Genomic DNA, 24,756 nt, shown 5'->3' with positions numbered 1-24,756 from the left:
GTGCGCATCGCGATCGTCGGCCCGACCTACCCGTACAAAGGGGGCGGGGCCCAGCACACCACCGAGCTGGCACACCGGCTCGCGGCGCTGGGGCACGACGTGGTGATCGAGTCGTGGCGGGCCCAATATCCGTCGTTCCTCTATCCCGGCCGGCAGACGATCTCCGCGCCAGAGGGCAGCCCCTATCCGAAGACCGCGCGCAGGCTCGACTGGCGCCGGCCCGGCGGATGGGTCGCCGCGGGGCGGCGGCTGCGCTCGGCGGACCTGGTCGTGCTGGCGGTGCTTAGCCCGGTGCAGGTCCCGGCCTACCTGGGGATCCTGCTCGGCCTGGGGCGCAGGGCCAAGGCTGTCGCCCTGTGCCACAACGTGCTGCCGCACGAGCGCAAACCCTACGACCAGCCGCTGATGAGGGCGCTGCTCAAGCGGGTCGACGCCGTGCTGACCCACTCCGAGCAGCAGGCCGCGCTGGCCAGAGGGCTGACCGGCACGCCCGTGAGCGTGGCCGGGCTGCCGCCGCACCTGCCCTCGACCACCGCCGCGAGATCCACCGCCGTGCACCGCCGGCTGCTCTTCTTCGGCATCGTCCGGCCGTACAAAGGGCTCGACCTGCTGCTGCGGGCGCTGCCCGACGGCGTCGCGCTGACGGTGGCGGGCGAGTTCTGGGGCGGGCTCGACGAGACCAGGGCGCTGATCGCCGAGCTGGGCCTCGGCGACCGCGTCGAGCTGCGGCCCGGCTACGTGGCGGCCGAGGACGTGCCGGCGTTGTTCGCCGCCGCCGACGCGCTCGTGCTGCCCTACCGCACCGCGACCGCCAGCCAGAACGTCTGGCTCGGCCACGAGCACGGCGTGCCCGTGATCGCCACCCGCGTCGGGGCGCTGGCCGACCACGTCACCGACGGGGTCGACGGGCTCCTGGTCGAGCCGGGCGACGCCGGCGCGCTCCGCGAGACGATCGAGCGGTTCTACGCCTCCGGCGAGCCCGAGAGGTTGCGGTCGGGGGTCAAGGCGGTCGATCCCGAGCCGTTCTGGTCCGCGTACACGGGGGTGTTGCTCGGCGCCTGACGGCCCAGCAGCCACGACACCCCCGCGGCCGTCGCGTCGGACAGGGTGAACGCCAGCCGCGACACGATCGCCACCGCGAGCGCGGCGGGGGTGCCGACGATCGGCCCGAGCACCAGCACCAGCGCGCCCTCCCTGATGCCGACGCCCGCGGGCACGACGACGGTGAGGATGCCGGTCGCCCACGCGAACGCGTAGGCGCCGGTGGCCACGATGTACAGGTCGGTGACGCCGGCCAGCAGCCAGATGTGCACGCCGTACACGAGCCAGCCGAGCGCCGTCCACGCCACGGCGACAACGACCGTGCGGCCGGGCAGCACGCTCTCCAGCGGTTCCTTGCGGGCGACGCGCAGCGCGAGGTTGAGACCCCAGGTGAGCACCTTGGGGTGCAGGCAGACGACGATCACTGGTACGAGCAGCACGAGATACCAGGCCTGCCGCACCACCTCCTGCGAGCCCAGCGTGGCGGCGGCGATCGAGATCGCGACGCCGATGTTGATCACCAGGCCCAGCGAGATCGTCGCGAACGTGCGCCGCGGCGGGCTGCCGTGGTCACGGCCGAGGTCCATCATCGCGGCGTACGCCCACACCGCGCCCGGGATGTATTTCCCGAGCTGGCCCACGAACATGATCCGCCCGGCCACCCGCAGCGGCACCCGCGTGCCGAGCCCCGCCAGGATCTCGCGCCAGGCCACGAGCATGAAGAACTGGCCGAGCAGCACCGCGGCGAACGCCCCCAGCACCGCCCACGGCGACATGGCGGCCACGGCGGCCGTGGTCTCCTCCCAGTTCGCGGCCAGGCCGTAGCCCAGGAAACCGAGCGCGACCAGGGCGAGGACGACGCGCAGCAGGCGGCGGAGCATTGGGCCAGGCTACGCGTTCCTTCCCCAGACGAGCCAGACCATCGCCGCGAGCACGACCAGCGCGGCGAGCACCGCCAGCGTGATCTTGACCGCGCTGTACGGCCGGTCGCCCTGGACCTCCCCGCTCACCCCGTTGATCATCACCTGGTACGTCTTGCCGCCGAACAGGTAGTTGCCGACCCACACCGGCAGCAACACCAGCTTGAACGTGACGTTCGAGTAGGCGGTGTTCACGGAGTGCACGCGCTGCGCGTCACCGCCGATGTGCCGGCGGCAGTCGCCCAGGATGACCTCGTGCATGACGCCCTTGGCCAGCTCCAGGCCGGCCTGCGGCTCGGTGTCGTACCGGAGGCTGTGGTGCCCTGCCACGTAGCCGGGCTGGAACGCGACCGCCCGCTCCAGGGGCCAGGGCTGCAGCGCGTCGAGCCGGTCCTGGGGAAGCCGTCTCGTGGCGGGGACCAGGACGTCGTCGAAGCCGCGCGCGACCCGTCCGGCGGCCGGATACCAGCGGGTCTTGCGGACCCGCCGGGTCTTTCGCCGGCCGTTGGACGTGTACGACTGGGTAACCCAGTAGTGCTTGCCGCGCTGGCCGGTGTAGTCGGAGACCGTGGCCGCGTCGAACGTCCAGTGCGGCAGGTACGTGCTCTTCATGGTCTCCGCCTCGCTGACCTTCCTGAGGCGGTTGGGGGCGAACCAGCGGGTCCGCACCCAGCCGCGCAGCGAGTTCCTGGCGCCGCCCCGGTCGAGGGCGAACGGCAGCACGGCCTCGGGGGCGATCTGGGCGTCGTTCGCCGTGTCGGCCACCAGGGCGGTGCCGCAGAACTGGCAGGCCCTGGACAGGGCGTCGCTCTCCGTGCGGGCGCCGCAGCCGGGGCAGGTGAACTGGTGCCTGGCCAGGGTGTGGACGCGGGGCTTGGCGAGGAACGCGTCGAAGGAGTGCTCGCGTACCTGCCGCGCGGGCGGGGCGATCTGCTGGTCGAGCCCGCAGTAGGGGCAGCGCAGGACGGTCGTCCCCGGCGCGAAGGCCACGCTCGCGCCGCAGCCCGCGCACGGCTGGGCGGGGGTCTGGGTGGGGGAGCTCACGGGAGGTCCTCTCGGGGCCCGGGGCCCCCGGGCCAGGAACGGGGTCGGGCGGCGGGGTCGGGCGGCGGAGCCAGGCGGGTGTCGGGGTCAGGAGGGTGGCAGCGGGGGCGGCGTGTCGCGGAGCAGGGGCGCGAGGTCCGGCACGTCGCGGGCCGGGGTCCACTGCGGCATCCCGGCCCGCCACACCAGCGCGTCGGGGGTGAGCCCGGCGGCGGCCAGGCCGGCCGCGTCGAACGGTCCGCGCTGCTCGCCGTCCACTCCGAGATACCAGGGGCCGGCGCCGGGCAGCGGGGGTGGCCCCTGCCGGGTGTCCGGCCGGCTCTGGGGGGCGAGCGCCGCGGCCATCTGCTGGCCTGCGGCGATGCCCATGCCCAGCCCCATGCCCTCGCCCGCCCCGCCCGCGTTCTCCAGCGCTTCGGCCGCCTGGAACCTCGCGTACTGCCCGAGGTCGCCCACGATCCCCATCTGCGAGCGTTTGTCCATCGCCCGCTCCACCTCGGGCGGCAGCGAGATGTTCTCGATGGTGAAGGTCGGGATGGCGATGCCCACGCCCGCGAGGTCGGCCGTCAGCGCCTCCGCCAGCCGCTGCCCCATCTCGTGCTGCCTGGCGGCCAGGTCGAGCAGCGGCACGCCGGCGGTGGCCAGGGCGTGGGCGAGCCGGCCCACGACCATCTGCCGCAGGTAGCCCTCCACCTCCTCCGTGCGGAACTGCGGGTCCGTCCCCGCCAGCTCGCGCAGGAGGGCGCGGGCGTCGATGACTCTGGCCGCGTACGCGCCGAACGCCCGCAGCCGCACCGGCCCGAACTCCGCGTCCCGCACCATGATCGGGTTCTGCGTGCCCCACTTGAAGTCCGCGAACCGGCGGGTGCTGGCGAAGTAGACCTCGGCCTTGAACGGGGAGTGGAAACCGTACTTCCAGCCCTTGAGCGTGGCCAGGATGGGCAGGTTGCGGGTCTCCAGTGTGTACGTCCCCGGCGCGAACGCGTCGGCGATCTGGCCCTCGTTGACGAAGACGGCGACCTGCGACTCGCGGACGACGAGCTGGGCGCCCATCTTGATCTCGTTCTCGTGACGGGGGAATCGCCAGACCAGGGTGTCGCGGCTGTCGTCGAGCCATTCGACGATGTCGATGAACTCGCCCCTGATCTTGTCGAAGAACGTCACTTCGCCCCCGTTCGTCGGTTTTGAGCCAGGTCGGCCACCGTACCAAAGCGGCTTGACATCGGATTGGCGTCGTGGTCGGTACTGTGGCCACCGTGGTGAAGCAACGGGTCGCGCAGCTCGAATACAGCGAGTTCCAGTCCGCCATGCTCGACGAGGAGAAGCGGAGGCGGAAGGCCGCGAAGATCATCGCGGTGCTGGAACACTTCCACGGCCCGCTGGGCGGGCTGACCGTGGGCGACGTGGGCTGCTCGGCCGGGTTCATCGCCGACGAGCTCGCGCAGGCCGGGGCCAAGCACACCATGGGCATCGACATCGACGTGCCTGGCCTGCGCAGGGCGGCCGACCGGTTCGGCGAGCGGGTGGCGTTCGTGTGCGGCGACGGCACGGCGCTGCCGTTCCCCGACGGGTCGGTCGACGTGCTGGTGTTCAACCACATCTACGAGCACGTGGTCGACCCCGACGCCGTGGTGGCCGAGATGCACCGGGTGTTGTCGGACGACGGGGTGCTCTACCTCGGGCTCGGCAACCGGCTCGGCGTCATGGAGCCCCACTACAAGCTGCCGTTCCTGTCCTACCTCCCGCCGGCGGCCGCCGACCGCTACGTGCGGGCGTTCGGCCGGGCCGACCACTACTACGAACGTTTCCGCACCCGGCGCGGGCTGCGCAGGATGTTGCGCGCCTTCCACGTGTGGGACTACACGTTCCCCGTGCTGGCCACGCCCACCCGGTTCGCCGGGTCCGAGCTGTTCCCGGGGGCGCTGGGCAGGGTGGTGAAGGCGGTGCTGTCCAGGGTGCCGCGCGGGGTGCTGCGGCTGCTGCTGCCGGTCGTGCCGACCTACCTGTGGGTGGCGACCAAGAGCCCGCGGCGGCCCGCGGGCGCCGCGCTGCCGCAGCCGCCCGAGCCGGTCCGCCCGCTGTGAGCACGGGCGGATCGGGCGCGGGTGGCCCGGGACCGGGCGCGACCGGCGTGAGCGACGGCTCGGCCGGCGCGGGCGAGGAGGCGGCCCGCCCGAGGCGGTCCGTGGCCCGGGCCACGATCAGGTACGGGTTCCTGCTGATCGCGCTCGGGTTCGGCGGATGGGCCGTGGCCGGGCAGTGGGACGACGTGGTGGCCGGATTCGCCGGCCTGACGTGGCCCGCGCTGGCCGGATCGCTGGTCGCGGTGGTCGCCGCGCTGCTCGGGGCCATGCTCATCTGGCGCACCCTGCTGTCCGACCTCGGCTCCCCGCTGCCGCTCAGAGCGGCAGCCAAGGTCTTCTTCGTCGGCCAGCTCGGCAAATACATCCCCGGCACCATCTGGCCCGTGCTGGCGCAGATGGAGATGGGCCGCGACCTCGGCGTGCCGCGCTCGCGCAGCGCGGCGGCGTTCTTCCTGATGATGCCGATCCAGCTGGCCACCGGCCTGCTCGTCACGCTGGTCACGCTCGGCTGGGACCGTTACGGCTGGCTGCTGCTGTTCCTGCCCCTGCTGCTGGTGCTGCTCGAACCCAAGGTCGTCAACGGCGTGATCGGCTATGCCCTGCGCCGGCTCAAGCGGGAGCCGCTCGAACGCCCGCTCACCCGCCGCGGCATGCTCGCCGCGCTCGGCTGGGCGCTGGCCGGCTGGACCGCGTACGGCGTGCACTTCTTCTTCATCGCACCCGAGAGCGGGCTGCTCTTCGCCATCGGCGCGTTCGCGCTGTCCTGGTGCCTGGGCATCATGACCTTCGTCGTGCCGGCCGGCGCGGGGGTGCGGGAGGCCGCCATGGTCGGGGTGCTGGCCCCTCATCTGGCCGCCGGTCCCGCGATCGCGGTGGCGCTCACCTCCCGTGTCGTCATCATCCTGGGGGACCTGATCTGCGCCGGGCTGGCGGGAATCGCTGCACGTCGCGACAAGGTGTGATTTGGGCCACGATTGAGGGGACGCTGGCCATAGGCTGAAGTTCAGAGGGGGACCTACCGGGTCCCGCGTGGATCTTGAGGGGAGAAGATCTTCGTATGCCTCGAGTGCTCGTTGACGCGGCGGCGGTCCCCGCGGACCGCGGCGCGTTGATCAGATACGTGGACGGGCTGGTTGCCGGGCTCCACCGGGCCGGCGCGGACGTGGCGGTGGTCTGCCAGCGGTCCGAGGCCGAGCGATACCGGCGCCTCGCGCCCTCGGCGCAGGTCATCGCCGGGCCCGTCGCGATCACCAACAGGGCGGCCAGGCTCGCCTGGGAGCAGACGGGCCTGCCGCTGCTGGCCCGCCAGGCGGGCGCGGACGTGATCCACGCCCCCTACTACTCCATCCCGCTCGGCTCAGGGCTGCCGACGGTCGTGACGGTGCACGACGCCACCTGGTTCACCGAGCCTGACCGGCACCGGCCGCGGGCGTCGTTCTTCCGCTCCGCCACCCGTACGGCCGTTCGACGCGCCCGGCGGATCATCGTGCCCTCGAAGGCGACCAGAGACGAGCTGGTGCGCGTGCTCGCCGCCGACCCCACCCGCATCGACGTCGCCTACCACGGCGTCGACCTGGCGCAGTTCCACCCGCCGTCGGAGGAGGAGATCCGCCGGGCGGCCATGCGTTGCGGGCTGCACGGCCAGCCCTACGTGGCGTTCCTGGGCGCGCTCGACCCCCGCAAGAACGTTCCCAACCTGATCCGCGGCTTCGCCGCCGCAGTCGCGGCGCTGGAGCGGGCCCCCGCGCTGGTGCTCGGCGGCGGCGTGCACGACGACGAGGTGGACGCCGCCTGCCGCGAGGTCGAGGCCACCGTGAAGGTCGTACGGCCCGGCTACCTGGGCGCGTCCGATCTGCCGGGGTTCCTGGGCGGGGCGCTCGTGGTGGCCTTCCCCTCGCGGGGAGAGGGCTTCGGGCTTCCGGTGCTGGAGGCCATGGCCTGCGGCGCGCCCGTGCTGACCACCCAGCGCTCGTCGCTGCCCGAGGTGGGTGGCGACGCGGTCGCCTACACCGAGCCCGACGCCGGCAGCATCGGAACGGCGCTCGGACAGCTGCTCGCCGCGCCCGAGCGCAGGCGGCAGTTGCGGGAGGCGGGGCTGGCCCGCGCCCGCGAATTCACCTGGGACGCCTCGGCCGAGGCGCATCTCAGCTCCTATCAACGCGCGATCGAATAGTTCGGTAACCTCTCGGAATGATGACGAGCTCATTGCCAGACCTCGAGGCGATCCTCCTGGTCGGGGGGCAGGGCACGCGCCTGCGCCCGCTGACACTGGGCACGCCGAAGCCGCTGCTCCCGACCGCCGGCGTGCCGTTCCTGGCCCACCAGCTCGCGCGAGCACGATCGTTCGGCGTGCGCCGGATCGTGTTCGCGACGTCCTACAAGGCGGCGATGTTCGAGCCCGCGTTCGGCGACGGGGCGGCGTTCGGGCTCTCACTCGAATACATGACGGAGGAGACGCCCCTCGGCACGGGCGGCGCGATCCGCAACGCCGCGGAGGCGCTCACCTCGGGCCCCTCCGACCCCGTGCTCATCCTCAACGGCGACATCCTGTCCGGGCACGACATCGGCGATCAGGTGCGCACACACCTCGCACGGCGGGCCGCTGTAACGCTCCATTTGACAGAAGTGGACGATCCCACCCGATTCGGATGCGTGCCGACCGACGACTCCGGGCGGGTGACCGCGTTCCTGGAGAAGACCCCCAACCCCGTGACCAACCGCATCAACGCCGGCTGCTACGTCTTCACCCGGTCGGTGATCGACTCGATCCCGCGCGACGAGGTCGTGTCGGTGGAGCGGGAGACGTTCCCCGGGCTGATCGAGTCGGGGGAGCTCGTGCTGGGCTACGCCGACCGCAGCTACTGGCTCGACGTCGGCACCCCCGCCGCGTTCGTCCGCGGGTCGCGCGACCTGGTGCTGGGCCGGCTCGCCTCGCCCGCGCTGCCCGGTCCCACAGGCGAATACCTGGCGCTCGACGGGGCGCGGGTCTCGGCCGAGGCCAAGGTGCAGGGTGGCACGGCCGTGGGCGCGCGGGTCGTGGTGGGCGCCGGAGCCTCGGTCGCCGGGTCGGTGCTGCTCGACGACTGCGTCATCGAGCCCGGCGCCGTCGTGACCGACTCCGTGGTGGGCACGGCGGCGCGGGTCTGCGCGGGCGCGGCGGTGCACGACGCGGTGATCGGCGACCGGGCCGTCGTCGGACCGGGCAACGAACTGCAGCACGGCGCGCGGGTCTGGCCCGACATCGCGCTGCCCGAACGCGCGGTGCGCCATTCCAGCGACGTCTGAGACGCCGCACGCTCGCGGCACACTGTAAGGGTGAAGGAGCGCAGGTGGGGGCCCCGCGGGCCGCTTGACGTGGGGCTGGCGCTGCAGCCGCACCGGCGGGGTGGCGGCGACCCCACCTGGCGCCGCGGCGGTGACGGCGCCGTGTGGCGCACGTCCAGGACGCCCGACGGGCCCTGCACGCTGCGGGTGAGCGTCGAGGGCGGGTCCGTGCACGGGCGGGCGTGGGGGCTGGGCGCGGAGTGGGCGCTGGAGACGCTGCCGGCGCTGCTGGGGGCCGACGACGATGTTTCGGGCTTCAGCGTCAGGCACGAGGTCCTGGCGGAGGCCGTACGCAGAAATCCGGGGTTGCGGATCGGCAGGACCGGCCGCGTCATGGAGGCGCTCGTCCCCGCCGTGCTGGAGCAGAAGGTCGTCGGGCAGGAGGCGTGGCGGGCCTGGCGCTGGCTGCTCACCCGCTACGGCGAGCCCGCGCCGGGACCCGCTCCCGAAGGCATGCGGGTCGTTCCCGAGACCGCGGTGTGGCGGCAGATCCCGAGCTGGCACTGGCACCGCGCGGGCGCCGAGGCCGTGCGCGCCAGGACCATCGCGAACGCCGCCTGGCACGCCGCCAAGCTGGAGGCCGCCGCCACCACGGAAGAGCTCGACCGGCTGCTGCGGGCGCTGCCGGGGATCGGGGTGTGGACGTCGGCCGAGGTGCGCCAGCGCGCGTTCGGCGACCCCGACGCGGTGAGCGTGGGCGACTTCCACCTGGCCAAGCTCGTGGGCTACGCGCTGACGGGGGAGAAGACCGACGATCAGGGGATGTTGCGGCTGCTTGAGCCGTACGAAGGGCATCGGCACCGCGCCGCGGTGCTGGTCTGGCTCACCGGGCTGCGCCCGCCCGCCCGCGGGCCGCGGATGCCCGCGCGCGACTACCGGGCGTTCTGAGCCGCCCTGGGTGCGAGCGGCGAACCCAGCTCCACGTACTGTGCCCTTATGAGTCCCGTCAGCGATTCCGCGCTCCGCCGTGCTCTCGCCCGTGCCCGCGACGGCAAGGCCATCGACGTCGCCGAGGCGACCGTCCTGCTGCACGCCCGGGGCGAGCAGCTTGACGCCCTGCTCGACCACGCCTCCCGCGTACGCGACGCCGGGCTGGCGGCCGCCGGCCGCGAGGGCGTCATCACCTACAGCAGGAAGGTGTTCATCCCGCTGACCCGGCTCTGCCGGGACCGGTGTGGCTACTGCACGTTCGCGACCGCGCCGCACAGGCTGGAGTCGCCGTTCCTGAGCCCCGACGAGGTGCTGGAGATCGCCCGGCAGGGGGCGGCGATGGGGTGCAAGGAGGCGCTGTTCACGCTGGGCGACCGGCCGGAGGACCGCTGGCGCCAGGCCCGCGAGTGGCTCGACGCGCACGGCTACGACGACACGCTCTCCTACGTGCGGGCCATGGCGATCAGGGTGCTGGAGGAGACCGGGTTGTTGCCGCATCTCAACCCGGGGGTGCTGAGCTGGCGCGACCTGCAGCGGCTCAAGCCCGTCGCGCCGTCCATGGGGATGATGCTGGAGACGACGTCGCGGCGGTTGTTCGAGGAGAAGGGGCAGCCCCACCACGGATCGCCGGACAAGGACCCGGCCGTGCGGCTGCGGGTGCTGGAGGACGCCGGCCGCAGCGGCGTGCCCTTCACGACCGGGATCCTCATCGGCATCGGCGAGACGGTGGAGGACCGGGCTGAGTCGATCTTCGCGATCCGGCGGGTGGCCCGCGAGTACGGCGGCATCCAGGAGGTCATCGTCCAGAACTTCCGCGCCAAGCCGGACACCGCCATGCGCGGGCTGCCCGACGCCGACCTGCAGGAGCTGGCGGCCACCATCGCCGTCGCCCGCCTCGTCCTCGGCCCCCGCGTCCGCCTCCAGGCGCCGCCGAACCTGGTGGACGCCGAGCACGCGCTCATGATCCGGGCGGGCATCGACGACTGGGGCGGGGTGTCGCCGCTCACGCCCGACCACGTGAACCCGGAGCGGCCCTGGCCGCAGATCGACGACCTCGCGGCCCGTACCGCCGAGGAGGGCTTCCAGCTGCGGGAGCGGCTGACGATCTATCCCGAGTACGTGCTGGCGGGAGAGCCGTGGCTCGACCCGCGGCTGCTCGGGCACGTGGCCGCCCTGGCGGACCCGGCCACGGGCCTGGCCAGGCAGGACGCCGTCCTGCGCGGGCTGCCCTGGCAGGAGCCCGACGGGGGGTTCGCCGCGTCGGGCCGGGTCGACCTGCACGTCGAGGTCGACACGACCGGGCGGACCAGCGACCGGCGCGACGACTTCGACCAGGTCTACGGCGACTGGACCGCACTCCGCGACCGCCTCGCCCCGGATCCCGCCACGCCGGCCGGCGGCGGGGGCGCGACGCCAGGCGAGGTGCGGGCGGCGCTCAGGCGGGCCGAGGCGGATCCCGCGGGCCTGACGGACGCCGAGGCGGTCGCGCTGCTCGGGGCGGAGGGCGAGGCGCTGGACGAGCTGGCGGCGATCGCCGACGGGCTGCGCAGGGAGGCGGCGGGGGATGACGTGACCTACGTCGTCAACAGGAACATCAACTTCACGAACGTCTGTTACACCGGCTGCCGCTTCTGCGCGTTCGCCCAGCGCAGGACCGACGCCGACGCGTACACGCTGAGCCTCGACCAGGTGGCCGACCGGGCGCAGGAGGCGTGGGAGGCGGGGGCGACCGAGGTGTGCATGCAGGGAGGCATCCACCCCGACCTGCCCGGCACGGCGTACTTCGACATCGCGAGGGCGGTGAAGGCCAGGACGCCGGGCATGCACGTGCACGCGTTCTCCCCGATGGAGGTCATCAACGGCGCGAGCCGGACGAACATGTCCGTCCGCGCCTGGCTGGAGGCCGCCAAGGAGGCGGGCGTCGACTCGTTGCCCGGGACGGCGGCCGAGATCCTCGACGACGACGTGCGGTGGGTGCTGACCAAGGGCAAGCTGCCGGCCGCCGAATGGGTCGACGTGATCACCACGGCGCACGACGTGGGCATCCCCACGACGTCCACCATGATGTACGGGCACGTCGACAACCACCTGCACTGGGTCAGGCACATCAAGCTGATCCGGCGGCTCCAGGAGAGGACCGGCGGGTTCTCGGAGTTCGTGCTGCTGCCGTTCGTGCACACCAGCGCCCCCATCTACCTGGCCGGCCTGGCCAGGCCGGGCCCCACGGCGCAGGAGAACAGAGCCGTGCACGCCCTGGCCAGGATCCTCCTGCACGGCGCGATCAGGAACATCCAGTGCTCCTGGGTCAAGCTCCGCGACGACCTGTGCCGCCAGGTGCTCCAGGGCGGCGTGAACGACCTCGGCGGCACGCTCATGGAGGAGACCATCAGCCGGATGGCCGGCTCGGAGAACGGCTCCTACAAGACCATCAGCGAGCTGCGGGAGATGGTCGAGGCCACGGGCCGCCCGGCCAGGCAGCGCACCACCGAGTACGCGACTCCGGCGGCGGAGCGGCTGCGGGCCTCGCAGGCGAGTGACGGGGTGTGCCAGAGCGTCAGGAGGGCCCTCCCGATCGCCTAGTTATAACATGTTCTAACAAGGCGCCCGCCACGGGAGGCGCTGGAAGAATCGTCACTCCCCGGAGAGAGGTTCACCGTGCGGTTGGGTCGGCACCGTGCCGCGCTGCCCCCTGAGCGGCGGCGCAGGAAGGCGTTCCGGCGGGGCATGCTGGCGACGCTCGCGGCCGTGGCGATCGTCGCGGCGGGCGCCGTCGCGGTGCTCGGCGGCGGGGGCGTGCTGTGCAGCGCACGAGAGCCTGTTCTCGTGAGTGTGGCGGCGGCCGTCGACGTGGCGCCCGCGGCGATGCAGGCCGCGGGGCGGTTCAACGAGACCAAGACGGCGGTCGGCGGCAGGTGCGTGCTGGTCCAGGTGACCGAGCACCCGCCGGCCACCGTCCTGCGCACGCTGATCGGCGACCGGGCGGGCGTGCTGCGCGAGCGGCCCGACGGCTGGATCGCCGACTCCTCCGCGTGGATCAGGCTGGCCCGCCAGCAAGGGGCGAGCGCGCTGCCCGCGGGCGAGAGCGTGGTGGCCACGTCGCCCCTCGTGTTCGCGACCCGCCAGTCGCTGGCCGAGCGGTTCTCCGTCGGTAAGACCGAGATGAACTGGCGGATGGTCTTCCCCTCGACCGTGCGCGGGCGGCTGACGCCCACCGAGGACGAGCCCGACATCGTCCGCGTGCCCGACCCGTCCCTCGCCGGGGCGGGCATCGCCACGGTGGCCGCCGCCAGGGACGTCGTCGGCACGGGCCCGGAGGCCGACAAGGCGCTGACCGCGTTCGTACGGTGGGCGCAGGCCGGTTCGGCGCCCGACTACCGCAGCATGCTGGACGCGGTCGACGACCGCGCGTTCTGGAAACGACCGGTCGTGATCGTCCCCGAGCAGTCGGTGCGGCAGCACAACCTGCGCCCGTCGGACGACCCGGTGGTGGCGCTGCACCCGCGCGAGGGCACGATCAACCTCGACTACCCGTACGTGGTCACCACCACCGACCCGGCGGTGGCGGAGGCGTCCGCGGCCTTCGCCGGCTGGCTGGAGGGGCCGCAGGCCCAGGAGATCGTACGGCGGGCCGGGTTCAGGTCGGGAGACGGGCGGCAGGGGCCGATCTCTCCCGGGCCGCAGGTCCCCTCGGCGGCCCCGAAGACGAGGCCGTCGGTGTCGCCGCAGGACATCGACGCGGCGCTGGCCGCCTGGAGCAGGCTGGCACCGCCGACGAACATCCTGGTGCTGACCGACGCCTCCAAGCACATGGCGGAGAAGCTGAACGGCAGGACCAGGATCAGGGTGGCGCTGGACGCGGCCAAGATCGGGCTGCGGTTGTTCCCCGACTCCACGCGCATGGGGTTCTGGGAGTTCGCCGACCGGCTCGGCGGCATCAAGGGCTACCGGGAGCGGGTCACGCTCGGGCCGATCAACGAACCCGAGTCGGGCCAGGTGATCCGGCGCAGTCGGCTGGACGAGCTGACCAGCACGATGACCGCCCATCCGAAGACGGACAGCTCGCTCTACGACTCGATACTCAGCGGCTTCCGCAAGGTCACCGGCGACTACCGCGACGACATGAACAACGCCCTCCTGGTGATCACCGGTGGCCGCGACGACGGCCAGGGCACCGACCTCGCGGGGCTTCTCCAGGCCTTGCGGGACGGGTGGAACCCGGACCGGCCCGTCCAGATCATCATCATCGCGTTCGGCAAGGACGTGGACCGGTCGAGCCTGTCGCAGATCGCGGCCGCCACGAACGGCTCGCTGCACGCGGCGAAGGAGCCGGAGGAGATCATCGACGTCTTCCTCGCCGCCCTGGCCCGCCGGCTCTGCCACCCCACCTGCAAGCCGACGACGTGAGGGCCGCGTGAAGGGGGCGCGGGACGCCCCCTTCAGCGGTGCTAGGCGCGCTGCCAGAGGGCGGGAACGTTGGGCGGTTCCCACCCGGCGATGGCGGTGTGCGCCTGGACGCACCGGTAGGTGGCGCCGTTGTAGGTGACCGTGCTGCCGGTCGTGTACGCCGTGCCGGCCTTCCAGATGCCCGAGGGAGTCGTCGGGGTGCTGGTCGGGGTCGGGGTCGGGGTGGGCGTGGGCGTGACGGTCGGGTCCGGGTTGCTCCCGCCCCCGATGCGTACGTCGATGCACGAGTAGAAGGCGTTGGCCGTGTCGGCGATGTTCCAGATCGCCAGGATCTTCTGCCGCCCGGAGAACCCGGAGAGGTCGACCGTGTGCGAGACCGTGGGAGGCGGCTGCCTGCCGCCGCCGTCGAAGACGGCCACCCGCGTGCCGCCGATGTAGTACTCGAAGTCGCGCGTGGCGTGCTGGACGGTGAACGTCCAGGTGAAGGTCGTGGTGCCGCCCACCGAGGCGACGGGCCACGGCTTGCTCTCGTCGCTGAGCTGGGCGAACTGCGGGAGGTTGGCGTGGCAGCTGCGCAGGCCCTTCGGTCCCTCCACGCTCTGCGGCTCGTAGATGATGTTGCCGCAGTCGGGCACCTTGCCCTGGGCGCAGTTGGCCTGGCGGCTCGGCGGCGAGTTCACGTAGCCGTGGGCGAACGCGGGTGCGGTGTTGAACACCGTGGTGGCGAACGCGACCACCACCACGGCGAGTAAGGTCAGCGTTCTTCTCATTCGGCGGCTCCTTCACATGGGGGGATGAGCCGAATGTAAAGGAAACTTTCCTAACGGTAAATGCCCGGATGACTGGAGTTCCGTCACCCGGTCAACGCGTGACGATGAAGTCGTCAGGATCGCGCGGCGCCCGCTCGCGCGGCGGCGCGGCCGCGTGCCCGACGGCCACGCAGCCCATCGGATCCCACGACCCGGGCAGGCCGAGCACCTCGCGCACGACCGGCCGGCAGAACATCGTGGACGACACCCACGCCGACCCGAGCCCCTCGACGGCGAGCTGGATCAGGAAGTTCTCCACCCCGGCGCCCGTCGCCACGACGAACATCTCCCGCTCGGAGGCGTTGCGCCGCTCGTCGCGGTAGGTGTGGGAGCCCTCCATCACCAGGCACGGCACCACCAGACAGGGCGCGTTGCGCAGCACGTCACCACGCTTGATCCGCTTGGCGATCGACTGCTCGGTGAACCCGTCGCCGCGCAGATCGCGGATCCACGCCTCGCGCATCGCGTCGAGCAGTTTCGTCCTGGTCTCGGGCGACTCGACCAGCACGAACCGCCACGGGGTCGTGTGGTGCGGCGCCGGCGCCGCGATGCCTGCCGCCACCGCCCTGCGCACGGCCGCGGGGTCGACGGGCCGGTCGGCGAACTCCCTGATCGTCCTGCGGGCGAACACCACGTCGCGCGACCCGTAGCGGAACAGGTCTTCGTCGGCCGCCCGCACGAGAGGCCTGACGCCCGGCCCGTCGTCGTCGGTGACCAGGTGGGACAGCCCGCGCACGATCGCCACGGGAACCCCGCCGAGCTTGCCCTTGACCAGCTCGGCCGCGCCCGCGATCTCGTCGGCCAGCGCCGTGACCGTCGCGCCCAGCTCGTTGCCGTAGCCGTCGGACGTGCCCCGGAAGTCGTCGAGCGGCCGCACGCCCGCCGCCCCGATGGCCACGTCGGTGAGGCCGTTGCGCCACGGCCGGCCGAACGTGTCGGAGACGATCACTCCGGCGCGCACGCTCAGGCCGGCCCTGATGCGCCTGGCCGACGCGTCGGGATCGGCGGGCAGGAGCAGCACGGTGCCGGGCTCGGTGTTGGAGGCGTCGACGCCGGCGGCGGCCATGACGAAGCCGTGGCGGGTCTGCGAGATCACGGTGTCGCCGCGCCGGGCCACCACGCGCTCGGTCTCGTCCTCGATCGCCTGGGCGCGGTCGGGCGCCTGCCGTACCCTGCCCTCCGCCTTGCTCACGATCTTCGAGGTGACGACCACGACGTCGCCGTCACGCAGCCCCGCGTCCTTGAGCAGGGTCGCCACGTCGTCGCCCGGCCGCACCTCGCCGATGCCCGTGACCGCGATCACCTCGATCCGCCGCGCGGGGCCCGCGGGCTCGGGAGCCTGCGACCGGTGGGAGGCGGTCCCGGGCGACGAGTGGGGCGACGGGTGCTGGGAGGCGGTCATCGGGCGAGCTCCAGGGCGAGGTCGAGTGCGGTGCGGGCGATGCCGGCGGCGGCGTCGGAGTCATGCATGAGGATCGGCCTGGCGACCACCCTGACGCCGTCGAGGGCGACCGCGTGATCCTCCTCCGCCACCAGCCAGCCGTCGACGAGATCGGAGCCGTACAGCTCCAGGACGGCCTGCGCGGTCGTCTCCACCCCGATGGCCGTCAGGCAGGCGTCGGCCATGCCCCTGACGGGTGCGCCGCCGATGATCGGCGAGACGCCGACCACGGTCTTGGGCAGCAGGGCCTCGCGGATGCCCGGGACCTGCAGGATCGTGCCGATGCTCACCACCGGGTTGGACGGCGGCAGGATGACCACGTCGGCCTGCTCGACGGCCTCGAGCACGCCGGGCGCGGGCTTCGCGGTGTCGGCCCCCACCAGCGCGAACGACTGGGCGGGCACCGAGGCGCGCAGGCGTACCCACCACTCCTGGAAGTGCACGGCGCGCTTGCCGCGGTCGTCCTCGATCACGACGTGGGTCTCGCAGCGGTCGTCGGTCATCGGCAGCAGCCGCACGCCGGGCTGCCAGCGCGCGCACAGCGCCTGCGTGATCTGCGAGAGCGGATAGCCCGCCTCCAGCATCTGCGAGCGCACGATGTGGGTGGCGAAGTCGCGGTCGCCCAGCCCGAACCACTGCGGCTCGACGCCGTAGGCGGCCAGCTCCTCCTTGACGACGTGGGTCTCCTTGGCCCGGCCCCAGCCCTGTTCCTCGTCGATGCCGCCGCCCAGGGTGTACATCACGGTGTCGAGGTCGGGGCAGACCCGCAGGCCGAACAGGGTGATGTCGTCACCCGTGTTGCCGATGACGGTGATCGAGGCGTCTGGCTCGGTGGCGCGCAGGCCGCGCAGGAAACGGGCGCCGCCGATGCCGCCGGCGAGGGACACGATGTGCATGCGGCCCAGTCTTCCACCGGGCTCTGGCAGGCCCGCCTCGGGACCGGTTTTGGCCGTGCCGAAACCCCTGTACATGGGGATATTTGTAGAATTGGGATGGAAGAGGTTTCTGGGACTCCCGCGAGCCTCGTCAGTGATGTGGCAAACTCCCTTCGGGCTAAAGGGTCCGATGGGGGTAGTTGTGAGTAGATTTGACGTCGCCCGGCTGAGGGAGCCGGCCGCGTGGGCCATGGTCGTCCTAGGACTGATGTACGTCCTGGTGAGGTTCGGTCGCGTCCTGGTCGGTGACCCCGACACGACCATCATGGAACGTGCTTCCTGGAACACCCTCGACATCACGAGCCCGTACGTGGTGGCGTTGCTCGTGGGGTCCGTGCTGCTCCTCACCAAGGTCGGCGAGCCGTCGCCCAAGGCCAAGCCCGTCGCGTACGCCGCGGTGGCCGGGCTGGCGATGGCCGCGGTGGGCGGCATGCTCTCGCTCGTCCTCGGCGTGTTCACCGGCGACGGCGCCCGGTCCGCGATCGAGCTCGTGCTGCTGGGCGCGCCCGCGCTCGCGCTGACCGCCATCGCGCTCGTCTACCTGCTGCCGCAGGTCGTCCCCGACCGGCCGGCCGCGCAGGTCTACCAGCCCCAGTTCGGCCAGCAGCCCCCCTACTACGGCCAGCAGCAGCCCGCCCCCGGCTACGGCCAGCCCGGACAGCCCGGCCCGGGTCAGCCCGGTCAGCCCGGTTTCGGGCAGCAGGAGCAGCCCGCCGCGTTCGGCCAGCAGCCCGGTTTCGGCCAGGAGCAGCCCTCCGGCGCGTACGGCCAGCAGGAGCCCGGTTTCGGCCAGCAGCCTCCGTCCGGCCAGCCCGGCTACGGTCCGCAACCCCCGTCGGGCCAGCAGCCCGGTTTCGGCCAGCAGCCCCCGTCCGGCCAGCCCGGCTACGGCCCGCAACCCCCGTCGGGCCAGCAGCCGGGATACGGCCAGCAGCCCCCGTCCGGCCAGCATCCCGACTACGGCCAGCAGCCCGCCCACGGCGGACAGCCCGAGCAGTCGGGCTACGCGCCCCCGGCCGACAACCAGCAGTACGGCCATGACCCCCAGCAGGCCGCGCCCCAGCCGCAGATCAGAGGCGCGCTGCCCGCCGCCCCTTCGGACCAGCAGCAGCCGGACCAGGCCTTCGCGCCGCAGAGCTTCGGCCAGTCGGCCTACGCCCCCGCCGACACGGCCCCCGCGGGCCAGGAGTACGCCGCTCCGCCCGCCGAGTACCAGCCGGCCCCGTACGTCCCCGCGGACAGCCAGCCCAACATCCACAACCAGCCCAGCCAGAACCCGTACGCCCCCCCGGCCGACCAGCAGAACCCCTACGCCCCACCCGCTGACCAGCAGAACCCCTACGCTCCCTCCCCGGACCAGCGGAATCCCTACGCGCCGCCGGACGCCGCCCCCAGCGCCTTCGCCCCCGCCGAGCAGGCCTACCCCCCGGGTGACACGAGCCCGAACGTCCCGCCCGCCGGGGTGGACGGCCAGCAGCCGTACTTCGGCCAGAGCGCGTTCGACCCGCAGCAGCCGGACCAGCAGCAGGGCGGCCAGCCGTTCACGGGATTCTCCGGCCAGGAGTACGCCACCCCCCAGGCGTACCAGGAGCCGCCCGCCGACCCCCGTTCCCAGCAGCTCATGGACGCCTACCAGCAGGCGGAGACCTACCAGCACTCCTTGCCGGGGACCCAGCCCGAGTTGCGCGTGCCCGATTACACGGGCCAGCCGCCCCAGCAGTACGACGACCCGTTCGGCCACCCCCAGCAGCCTTATCAGCAGCCCCATCAACAGCAGGGCGGCGGGTACGAGCCGCAGCAGGGCCAGTACCAGCCCTCTCATCAGGTCCCGGCCGGGGACGCGACGATGCGGCTCGACCCGTCGTTCGGGCCGGACGCCTTCGGCGGCGACCAGCGCCGTCCTGGGGACGACCCGATCGACCCGACAGCCATATACACCCCCAATGAGCCACGCAGGTAACGGACCGGCAATGAACGGCTAGAGAGAAGGTGGGCCACGGGCGGCCGTCTATCCCGCCCTGGTACGGTTCGGACCGCTGACAGCGTTGAACATGCCTGGTTGACGCCGCGCGCACATGGGTGTCGGCCGGGTGCGAACATCACATGCCAAGCACACCGGGGCGAGGTCTGGTCTTTCCCCGGATACCTGCATGCCGCTTGACGCCACGTGCGGCACGCGCGTGTAATTACAACCATGTTGTTACGCCTTCCAGTGGGTGGGTAATAAGGAAGGCGTCCATGGGGGGCTCCATTGCGGGCGGGCGGCAGGGAGGTGTGCAGTGACCGATCCGGTCATCGCACAGGATCAGCTTGACGCTGAAGAACTCGGATGGCAGGAGCGCGCCTTGTGCGCGCAGACTGATCCGGAGGCGTTCTTCCCGGAGAAGGGCGGCTCCACCCGAGAGGCCAAGAAGGTCTGCCGATCGTGCGAGGTCCGTGCAGAGTGCCTGGAATACGCACTCGAGCACGATGAGCGGTTCGGCATCTGGGGTGGGCTGTCCGAGCGGGAGCGCAGACGGATCAAACGCCAGGCCGTTTGAGAGATATGGGCGAGAGGGTCACGCGGCTGCCGTGTGGCCCTTTTTCGCATCTCTTGAAGGGGTTCGCCGGTAAGGTGGGCGCGCCTGATCAACTCCCAGGAGTCACCCGCCCATGGCACGTCCCTGCGTCACCGCGATCGTCGTCGCTCACGACGGCGGGCGCTGGCTTGGGGAGACGCTGCGGGCTCTGGCCGGCCAGAGCCGCAGACCCGACCGCGTGGCGGGCGTCGACAACGGCAGCAGGGACGGCTCCGTCGACCTGCTCGCCCGGACGCTCGGCCGCGGCAACCTGATCTCCCTGCCCCGCTCCACCGGTTTCGGCGAGTCCGTGGCGGCGGCGCTGGAGAGGCTGCCCTCCGCCGGTCCCGATGAGTGGATCTGGCTGCTCCACGACGACTGCGCCCCCGACCGGCGGGCGCTCGAGGCGCTGCTCGCCGCCGCGGAGCAGCATCCCAAGGCGGCCGTGCTCGGACCGAAGCTGCGCGACTGGCTCGACCGCAGGCTGCTGCTCGAAGTGGGCGTGAGGGTGGGCCGCACCGGGCGCAGGGACACCGGGCTCGAACCACGGGAGTTCGACCAGGGGCAGCACGACGGGACGCACGACGTGATGGCGGTGTCCACGGCCGGGATGCTGATCCGCCGCGACGTGTGGGAGCAGGTGGGCGGGCTCGACCCGTTCCTCCCGCTGTTCCGCGACGATCTCGATCTGTGCTGGCGGGTGCGCAACGCCGGGCACCGGGTGCTGAACGTCACCTCCGCCGTGGCCTGGCACGCCGAGGCGGCGGCCCGCAGGCGACGGCGCATCACGGTCAGCGGGGACCATCCGCGCAGGCTGGACAGGCGTAACGCCATCTTCGTGGTGATGGCCAACCTGCCGTTCGGCGCGATGCTCTGGGCGCTGCTGCGGAACGTGGTCGGCTCGGCCTTCCGCACGCTGCTGTTCATCGTCAGCAAGCAGCCCGCGAACGCGCTGGACGAGATGGTGGCCATGGGTTCGGTCCTGGTGCACCCGTTCCGGCTGCTCAGGGCGCGCCGTGCCCGCCGTAACGGCCGCAAGAAGGGATATAACCGCACAAAGCGGTTGATGACCCCTCGGGGAGCGGTCTGGCGGCGGCTCACCGACATGATCCAGAGCTTTCTCGCCGGCGAGGCCCCCGTCGACTCCGCCGGCCGCCACCACCACTCGTCCGCCGAGGAGGAGGACGAGCTCCCGCCCCCCGACACCGGCGCGGTCAAACGGTTCCTCAGCCGCCCCGGCGTCGTCCTCCTGCTCGCGCTGACCGCCGTCTCGCTGGTCGCCGAGCGTTCCCTGCTCGGCGGCGAGCGGCTCGGCGGCGGCGCGTTGGTCCCCGTCACGGGCGGCGCGAGCGACCTGTGGGCGTTCTACACCGAGGGCTTCCACGACGTCGGGCTCGGCTCGGACGCCTGGGCGCCCCCGTACGTCGCCGTGCTCGCCGTCCTGTCCACGCTCGCGCTCGGCAAGACGTGGCTGGCCGTCTCGGTGCTGCTGCTCGGCTCCGTGCCGCTGGCCGGCGCCTCGGCGTACCTGGCCACCCGGCACATCATCCCGGCGGTGCCCGCACGGGCCTGGGCTGCGGGAACGTACGCGCTGCTGCCCGTCGCGACCGGCGCGATCGCGGCCGGGCGGCTGGGCACGGCGGTGGTGTTCGTGCTCCTGCCCCTCTACACGTCGTTCGGCACGGTGCTGCTGTCCGGCGAGCGCCGCCGGGCCCGCCGCGCCGCCTGGGGACTCGGGCTGCTGCTCGCCGTGGGCACGGCATTCGTCCCGCTGGTCTACCCGCTCTTCGCGGTTCTCGGCGTGCTCGCGGCGGTCGCCTTCGGCGGTGTGCGGCGCGGCGTCGTGACCTCGATGGTCATCGCACTCGCGGTGCCGGTGGCGCTGTTGTCCCCCTGGCTGGCGACCCTGGCGGCCGACCCGGGCAAGATCCTCCTGGAGGCCGGGCTGCACGATCCCGCCCTGACCGACCCCGTGCTCGCTCCCGAGTCGCTGCTCGCGCTCAGCCCGGGCGGACCGGGGCTGCCGCCGTTCTGGGTGACGGCCGGCCTGATCACGGCCGCGCTCGCCGCACTCCTCATGCGCCGCCAGCGCATGATCGTCGCGATCGGCTGGGGCGTCGCCCTGTACGGGATGCTGGCCGCCATCCTGGTCAGCCGCGTCACCGTCGAAGGAGCGCGGGCCTGGCCGGGGGTCCCGCTGGCGTTCGCGGGCACCGGGCTGCTGGTCCTCGTGGGACTGACCGCCCACCGGCTGGCCGAACTGCGCGCCGGAGGCGGGCTGCGCAAGCTGGGCGCGACGGCGGTGGCGGCGGTCGCGTTCAGCACGCCGCTGCTGGCCGCGGGCTTCTGGGTGGCGGGCGGCGTCCGCGGGCCGCTCGTGGGCGACGCGCCCGACGTGCTGCCCGCGCTGGCCACGACCTACTCAAGGAACGGCGAACGCACCCTCGTCATCGAGGGCTCCGCGTTCACGGTGCTGCACGCCCGCACCCCGCTGATCGGCGAGGCGGAGCTGCCCGTCGCGTCCGGCGGCCGCACCCAGGTGCGGGCGGCCGCCGAGGGCCTGGCCGGCGGGCGCGGCGGCGACGCGGCCACGCTCGCCCGGCACGGCATCGCCATGGTCGCGGTGGCGCCCCCCGTCTCCCCTGAACTGGCCAAAAGACTCGACTCCCAGCCGTCGCTGCAGCGCATGAGCCTGTCGGACGCGGGCGGGCTGTGGCGCCTGACCGAGCCGGTCACCCGCGTGCCCGCCCGGCCGGACAGCGCCCTGCACACGCCATGGTTGTGGGCACAAGCGGCGCTGGTGCTGGTGGCGGTGGTCATGGCCGCGCCGGGGCGGCGCCCGCCCGAAGGCGTCGAGTCGCCGTCCGTGGCACTGGCGGGTGCGTGATGAAGGCCTTCGTGGAGAACAGGTTCGGCCTGCTGGCACTGGTCGTCGTCGCCCTCGCCGCCATGTACGGCGTCGCGTACGTCACCAGGCCCGCACCCCTGCCGCCCCCGCCCGAGGGCCCGCGGAAGGTGGCCGTCGAGTCGGTCACCGCCGTCTGCCCCGGCACGAAGGGCGAGCACGTCAACGTCTACCTGCCCGACACGCTCAACCGGGAGAAGATGGACGCCGAGCCGTACGTGACGAAGGGCCCCGGCGCGCTGGAGGCCGGCTACCTCACCCGCGTCACCAAGGGCGGCGGGCGGGGACTGGCCGGAGTGCGCTGCACCGAGCCCGGCCAGGAGACCTGGCTGGTCGGCCCCGGGCCCGCCGACGCCGACGTACGCCTCCGTCTCGCCAACGCCGACAAGGCGCCCGCGCTCACCGACGTCCAGGTCCATGCCGCGGAAGGGCTCGTCTCCGGCGACAAGGGGATCGGGCTGGAGATCGCGCCCGGCGAGCACAAGGAGATCGACCTCAAGACGCTCGCCCCCTCGGCCGACATCATGGCCGTGAGCGTCACCACCGTCTTCGGCCGCGTCGCAGTCGCCGCCAGGACCACCCTCGACAGCGGCGGCGTCGACTGGCTCCCCGCCGCCGCGCCTCCCGCGACGCGCGTGGTCGTCCCCGGCATCCCCGGCGGCGGCGGGCGCAGGGAGCTCCTCGTCGCCGCCCCCGGCGAGACCGATGCCGTCGTGCGGCTCAAGGCGGTGAGCGAGGACGCGGAGTACGCGATGAAGGGCCGCGAAACCCTCGACGTGCCGGCCGGCGGCGTGGTCGCCCTCGACGTCACCACCGGGCTCGGCGGTTCCTCGGGCGCCCTCGTGCTCACCTCGACCGCGCCGGTCGTGGCCGGGCTCGTCGCCACGGGCACCGGCGGCCGCTCCGACGTCGCCTTCACCGCGGGCACGTCCTCACTGGACCTGGGCAGCGCGGTGGCCGGCAACCGCGCGGGCTCCCGCCTGGTCCTCACGGCGCTCGGCGGGCCCGGCAAGGTGCGGGTGCGGACCGTGCCCGAGGGCAAGGCGTTCGACGTGGAGGTGCCGGCGGGGCGGACGAAGAACGTCAAGCTCAAGGCGGAGGGGAACTTCGCCGTGGTCGTCACGCCCGTGTCGGGGGAGGTCTACGGGGGACGCGTGGTGGAGGAACGCCTGAAGAGCGGGGTGCTGCTCACGGCCCAGCCGCTGTCTCCCGCCCGCATGTGGACGCTCCTTCCGCCCCTCACCGACACCTCCCGCGTGGTGGTGCCCGGAGCCTCGTGAGCCCTTCTGCCCGGAGCCCGCGCCTCAGCCGCGGTCGTCGTAGCCCGGGTCGACGGTCTCGGGGGCCAGGCCGAGCAGGGTGGCCACCTGCTCCACGACCGTGTCGTGCACCATGGCCCCCAGCGTGTCGCGGTCGCGGGCCCGTGCCTCCAGCGGACGCCGGTAGACCACGATCGAGGCGGGGTTGGGGCCGGCGGCCGCGTCGGCGCGGCCGAACGGGATCGGGTCGGAGCTCAGCTGCGGGCCGTCGCCCAGCTCGCTCAGCGGCGGCACCTCTTCCACCGCGAACTCCACCGCCGACAGCTGGCGCTCCCACCGGGGCCTGAGCCGGTCGACCGCGTCGAGCACGAGGTCGTCGAAGCGCTCGCTGCGGGACTTGGCCATGGGGACGTGGGAGGGGGCGAGCGGGCCGCGGAGACCGCGACCGTGGCGATCGCGCCGCCTGGGACCGCGCCTGTGAGTCACGGGATCAAGTGTACGGGGGCGTACGGGCGCTTCCGGGGAGCGGCGTCACCTCTTCACGTCGGACTGTTCTGCCCGGGAACGCGGGAAATATTCGGGCTCGAAGACCGGGTCCCTGGCGGGGAAATCGGTGGAAAGGCTGCGACAGGTGTCCGAATTGTGGCGACACGCTCGTTAAGAGTGCTCAGATAGTGGCGCCTCGCACTCTTACCAGATACGGTCCCTCCGTGAGCCCCGTCCGCCGCTGTTCCCGCACCGCCTGCAGCCAGCCTGCCGTCTTCACGCTCACGTACGTATACGCCGACTCGACCGCTGTTCTCGGCCCCCTGGCGACGTACGCGGAGCCACATTGTTATGACCTGTGCGCCGAACACGCCGAGCGGCTGACCGCCCCCCGCGGCTGGGAGGTGGTGCGGCTGCCGACGGACGGCGCCTCGCCCAGTTCCGACGATCTGGAGGCGCTGGCCAACGCGGTCAGGGAGGCGGCGCGGCCCACGCCGTCCGGCGGGGGCGAGCCGGTCGGCCAGGGAGTCGAGGTCGGCAGGCGCGGGCACCTGCGCGTTCTGCGGTCGGCCCAGCAGCACCGCGACCGGTAGGCTCGTTTCAACGGAGGAAACGA

20 protein-coding genes are annotated in these 24,756 nt (G+C 72.8%); 13 read left to right on the top strand and 7 right to left on the bottom strand.

Features of this window, described 5'->3' with window-relative positions; genetic code table 11:
• Positions 1–1,062 carry a glycosyltransferase family 4 protein gene (locus ACTWPV_RS19785; RefSeq protein WP_443152914.1) on the top strand — a complete coding sequence of 354 codons (1,062 nt, stop codon included), beginning with the start codon at positions 1–3 and terminating at the stop codon, positions 1,060–1,062.
• On the opposite strand, the gene ACTWPV_RS19780 is transcribed toward ACTWPV_RS19785, so the two are convergent.
• The 3 genes from ACTWPV_RS19780 to ACTWPV_RS19770 all read right to left on the bottom strand — a co-directional run bounded on the left by ACTWPV_RS19780 (position 963) and on the right by ACTWPV_RS19770 (position 4,169).
• On the bottom strand, positions 963–1,922 hold the full coding sequence (locus ACTWPV_RS19780; RefSeq protein ID WP_443152913.1) for a lysylphosphatidylglycerol synthase transmembrane domain-containing protein: 960 nt from the start codon (positions 1,920–1,922) through the stop codon (positions 963–965). The two genes, ACTWPV_RS19785 and ACTWPV_RS19780, sit on opposite strands and share 100 nt — an antisense overlap.
• A gap of 9 nt (positions 1,923–1,931) precedes the next feature.
• Positions 1,932–3,005 (bottom strand): hypothetical protein, encoded by a 1,074-nt coding sequence (locus ACTWPV_RS19775; RefSeq protein ID WP_443152912.1) that lies wholly within the window; start codon positions 3,003–3,005, stop codon positions 1,932–1,934.
• Between the two features lie 87 nt (positions 3,006–3,092).
• Entirely contained in the window at positions 3,093–4,169 is a 1,077-nt protein-coding gene (locus tag ACTWPV_RS19770; protein WP_443152911.1) for an SPFH domain-containing protein, read from the bottom strand.
• 92 nt (positions 4,170–4,261) lie between these two features.
• Here ACTWPV_RS19770 and ACTWPV_RS19765 point away from each other — a divergent pair, with 92 nt between their 5' ends.
• The 7 genes from ACTWPV_RS19765 (at position 4,262) to ACTWPV_RS19735 (ending at position 13,747) form a co-directional block, all read left to right on the top strand.
• On the top strand, positions 4,262–5,089 hold the full coding sequence (locus ACTWPV_RS19765) for a class I SAM-dependent methyltransferase (RefSeq protein ID WP_347643232.1): 828 nt from the start codon (positions 4,262–4,264) through the stop codon (positions 5,087–5,089).
• Positions 5,090–5,136: 47 nt separating this feature from the next.
• The gene (locus tag ACTWPV_RS19760; RefSeq protein ID WP_443152910.1) at positions 5,137–6,051 is read left to right on the top strand and encodes a lysylphosphatidylglycerol synthase domain-containing protein; all 915 of its coding nucleotides are present in this window, start codon (positions 5,137–5,139) and stop codon (positions 6,049–6,051) included.
• A gap of 95 nt (positions 6,052–6,146) precedes the next feature.
• The gene (locus ACTWPV_RS19755) at positions 6,147–7,262 is read left to right on the top strand and encodes a glycosyltransferase family 4 protein (RefSeq protein ID WP_443152909.1); all 1,116 of its coding nucleotides are present in this window, start codon (positions 6,147–6,149) and stop codon (positions 7,260–7,262) included.
• Positions 7,263–7,279: 17 nt separating this feature from the next.
• Positions 7,280–8,374, top strand: coding sequence for a sugar phosphate nucleotidyltransferase (locus ACTWPV_RS19750; RefSeq protein WP_443152908.1), 1,095 nt, complete (start codon positions 7,280–7,282; stop codon positions 8,372–8,374).
• 30 nt (positions 8,375–8,404) lie between these two features.
• Positions 8,405–9,301: a DNA-3-methyladenine glycosylase family protein gene (locus ACTWPV_RS19745; RefSeq protein ID WP_443152907.1), complete on the top strand. Its 897-nt coding sequence runs from the start codon at positions 8,405–8,407 to the stop codon at positions 9,299–9,301.
• A gap of 48 nt (positions 9,302–9,349) precedes the next feature.
• A complete protein-coding gene (locus tag ACTWPV_RS19740) occupies positions 9,350–11,923 on the top strand; it encodes a bifunctional FO biosynthesis protein CofGH (protein ID WP_443152906.1) in 2,574 nt (857 codons plus the stop codon).
• A gap of 75 nt (positions 11,924–11,998) precedes the next feature.
• Positions 11,999–13,747, top strand: coding sequence for a substrate-binding domain-containing protein (locus ACTWPV_RS19735; RefSeq protein ID WP_443152905.1), 1,749 nt, complete (start codon positions 11,999–12,001; stop codon positions 13,745–13,747).
• 41 nt (positions 13,748–13,788) lie between these two features.
• Here the strand turns inward: ACTWPV_RS19735 and ACTWPV_RS19730 are convergent, their stop codons facing one another.
• The 3 genes from ACTWPV_RS19730 to cofD form a co-directional block, all read right to left on the bottom strand.
• Positions 13,789–14,517, bottom strand: coding sequence for a lytic polysaccharide monooxygenase (locus ACTWPV_RS19730; RefSeq protein WP_443152904.1), 729 nt, complete (start codon positions 14,515–14,517; stop codon positions 13,789–13,791).
• A 91-nt stretch (positions 14,518–14,608) separates the two neighbouring features.
• The gene (locus ACTWPV_RS19725; RefSeq protein WP_443152903.1) at positions 14,609–15,958 is read right to left on the bottom strand and encodes a coenzyme F420-0:L-glutamate ligase; all 1,350 of its coding nucleotides are present in this window, start codon (positions 15,956–15,958) and stop codon (positions 14,609–14,611) included.
• Positions 15,955–16,893 carry a 2-phospho-L-lactate transferase gene (cofD, locus tag ACTWPV_RS19720; RefSeq protein ID WP_347643241.1) on the bottom strand — a complete coding sequence of 313 codons (939 nt, stop codon included), beginning with the start codon at positions 16,891–16,893 and terminating at the stop codon, positions 15,955–15,957. The genes ACTWPV_RS19725 and cofD overlap by 4 nt, the downstream gene beginning before the upstream one ends.
• Before the next feature lie 181 nt (positions 16,894–17,074).
• On the opposite strand from cofD, the gene ACTWPV_RS19715 reads away from it, so the two are divergent.
• From ACTWPV_RS19715 to ACTWPV_RS19700, 4 genes are all read left to right on the top strand, one after another.
• Complete coding sequence (locus ACTWPV_RS19715; RefSeq protein ID WP_443152902.1) at positions 17,075–18,892, top strand: hypothetical protein; 1,818 nt, start codon at positions 17,075–17,077, stop codon at positions 18,890–18,892.
• 319 nt (positions 18,893–19,211) lie between these two features.
• A complete protein-coding gene (locus tag ACTWPV_RS19710) occupies positions 19,212–19,472 on the top strand; it encodes a WhiB family transcriptional regulator (protein ID WP_020546325.1) in 261 nt (86 codons plus the stop codon).
• A gap of 112 nt (positions 19,473–19,584) precedes the next feature.
• Positions 19,585–22,377 carry a glycosyltransferase gene (locus tag ACTWPV_RS19705; protein WP_443152901.1) on the top strand — a complete coding sequence of 931 codons (2,793 nt, stop codon included), beginning with the start codon at positions 19,585–19,587 and terminating at the stop codon, positions 22,375–22,377.
• Positions 22,377–23,675, top strand: a complete 1,299-nt coding sequence (locus tag ACTWPV_RS19700) for a DUF5719 family protein (RefSeq protein ID WP_347643244.1) — start codon at positions 22,377–22,379, stop codon at positions 23,673–23,675. The genes ACTWPV_RS19705 and ACTWPV_RS19700 overlap by 1 nt, the downstream gene beginning before the upstream one ends.
• Before the next feature lie 24 nt (positions 23,676–23,699).
• Here ACTWPV_RS19700 and ACTWPV_RS19695 read toward each other — a convergent pair whose 3' ends face one another.
• Positions 23,700–24,140 (bottom strand): metallopeptidase family protein, encoded by a 441-nt coding sequence (locus tag ACTWPV_RS19695; RefSeq protein ID WP_132605991.1) that lies wholly within the window; start codon positions 24,138–24,140, stop codon positions 23,700–23,702.
• A 224-nt stretch (positions 24,141–24,364) separates the two neighbouring features.
• On the opposite strand from ACTWPV_RS19695, the gene ACTWPV_RS19690 reads away from it, so the two are divergent.
• A complete protein-coding gene (locus ACTWPV_RS19690) occupies positions 24,365–24,733 on the top strand; it encodes a DUF3499 domain-containing protein (protein WP_106236645.1) in 369 nt (122 codons plus the stop codon).
• Positions 24,734–24,756 lie beyond the last annotated feature (23 nt).

The organism is Nonomuraea sp. KM88, assembly GCF_052245635.1.
In the GTDB taxonomy this organism is placed as follows: domain Bacteria; phylum Actinomycetota; class Actinomycetes; order Streptosporangiales; family Streptosporangiaceae; genus Nonomuraea.
Note: the sequence above shows the minus strand (reverse complement) of the source record. Positions and strands in the feature narration are given on the sequence as shown.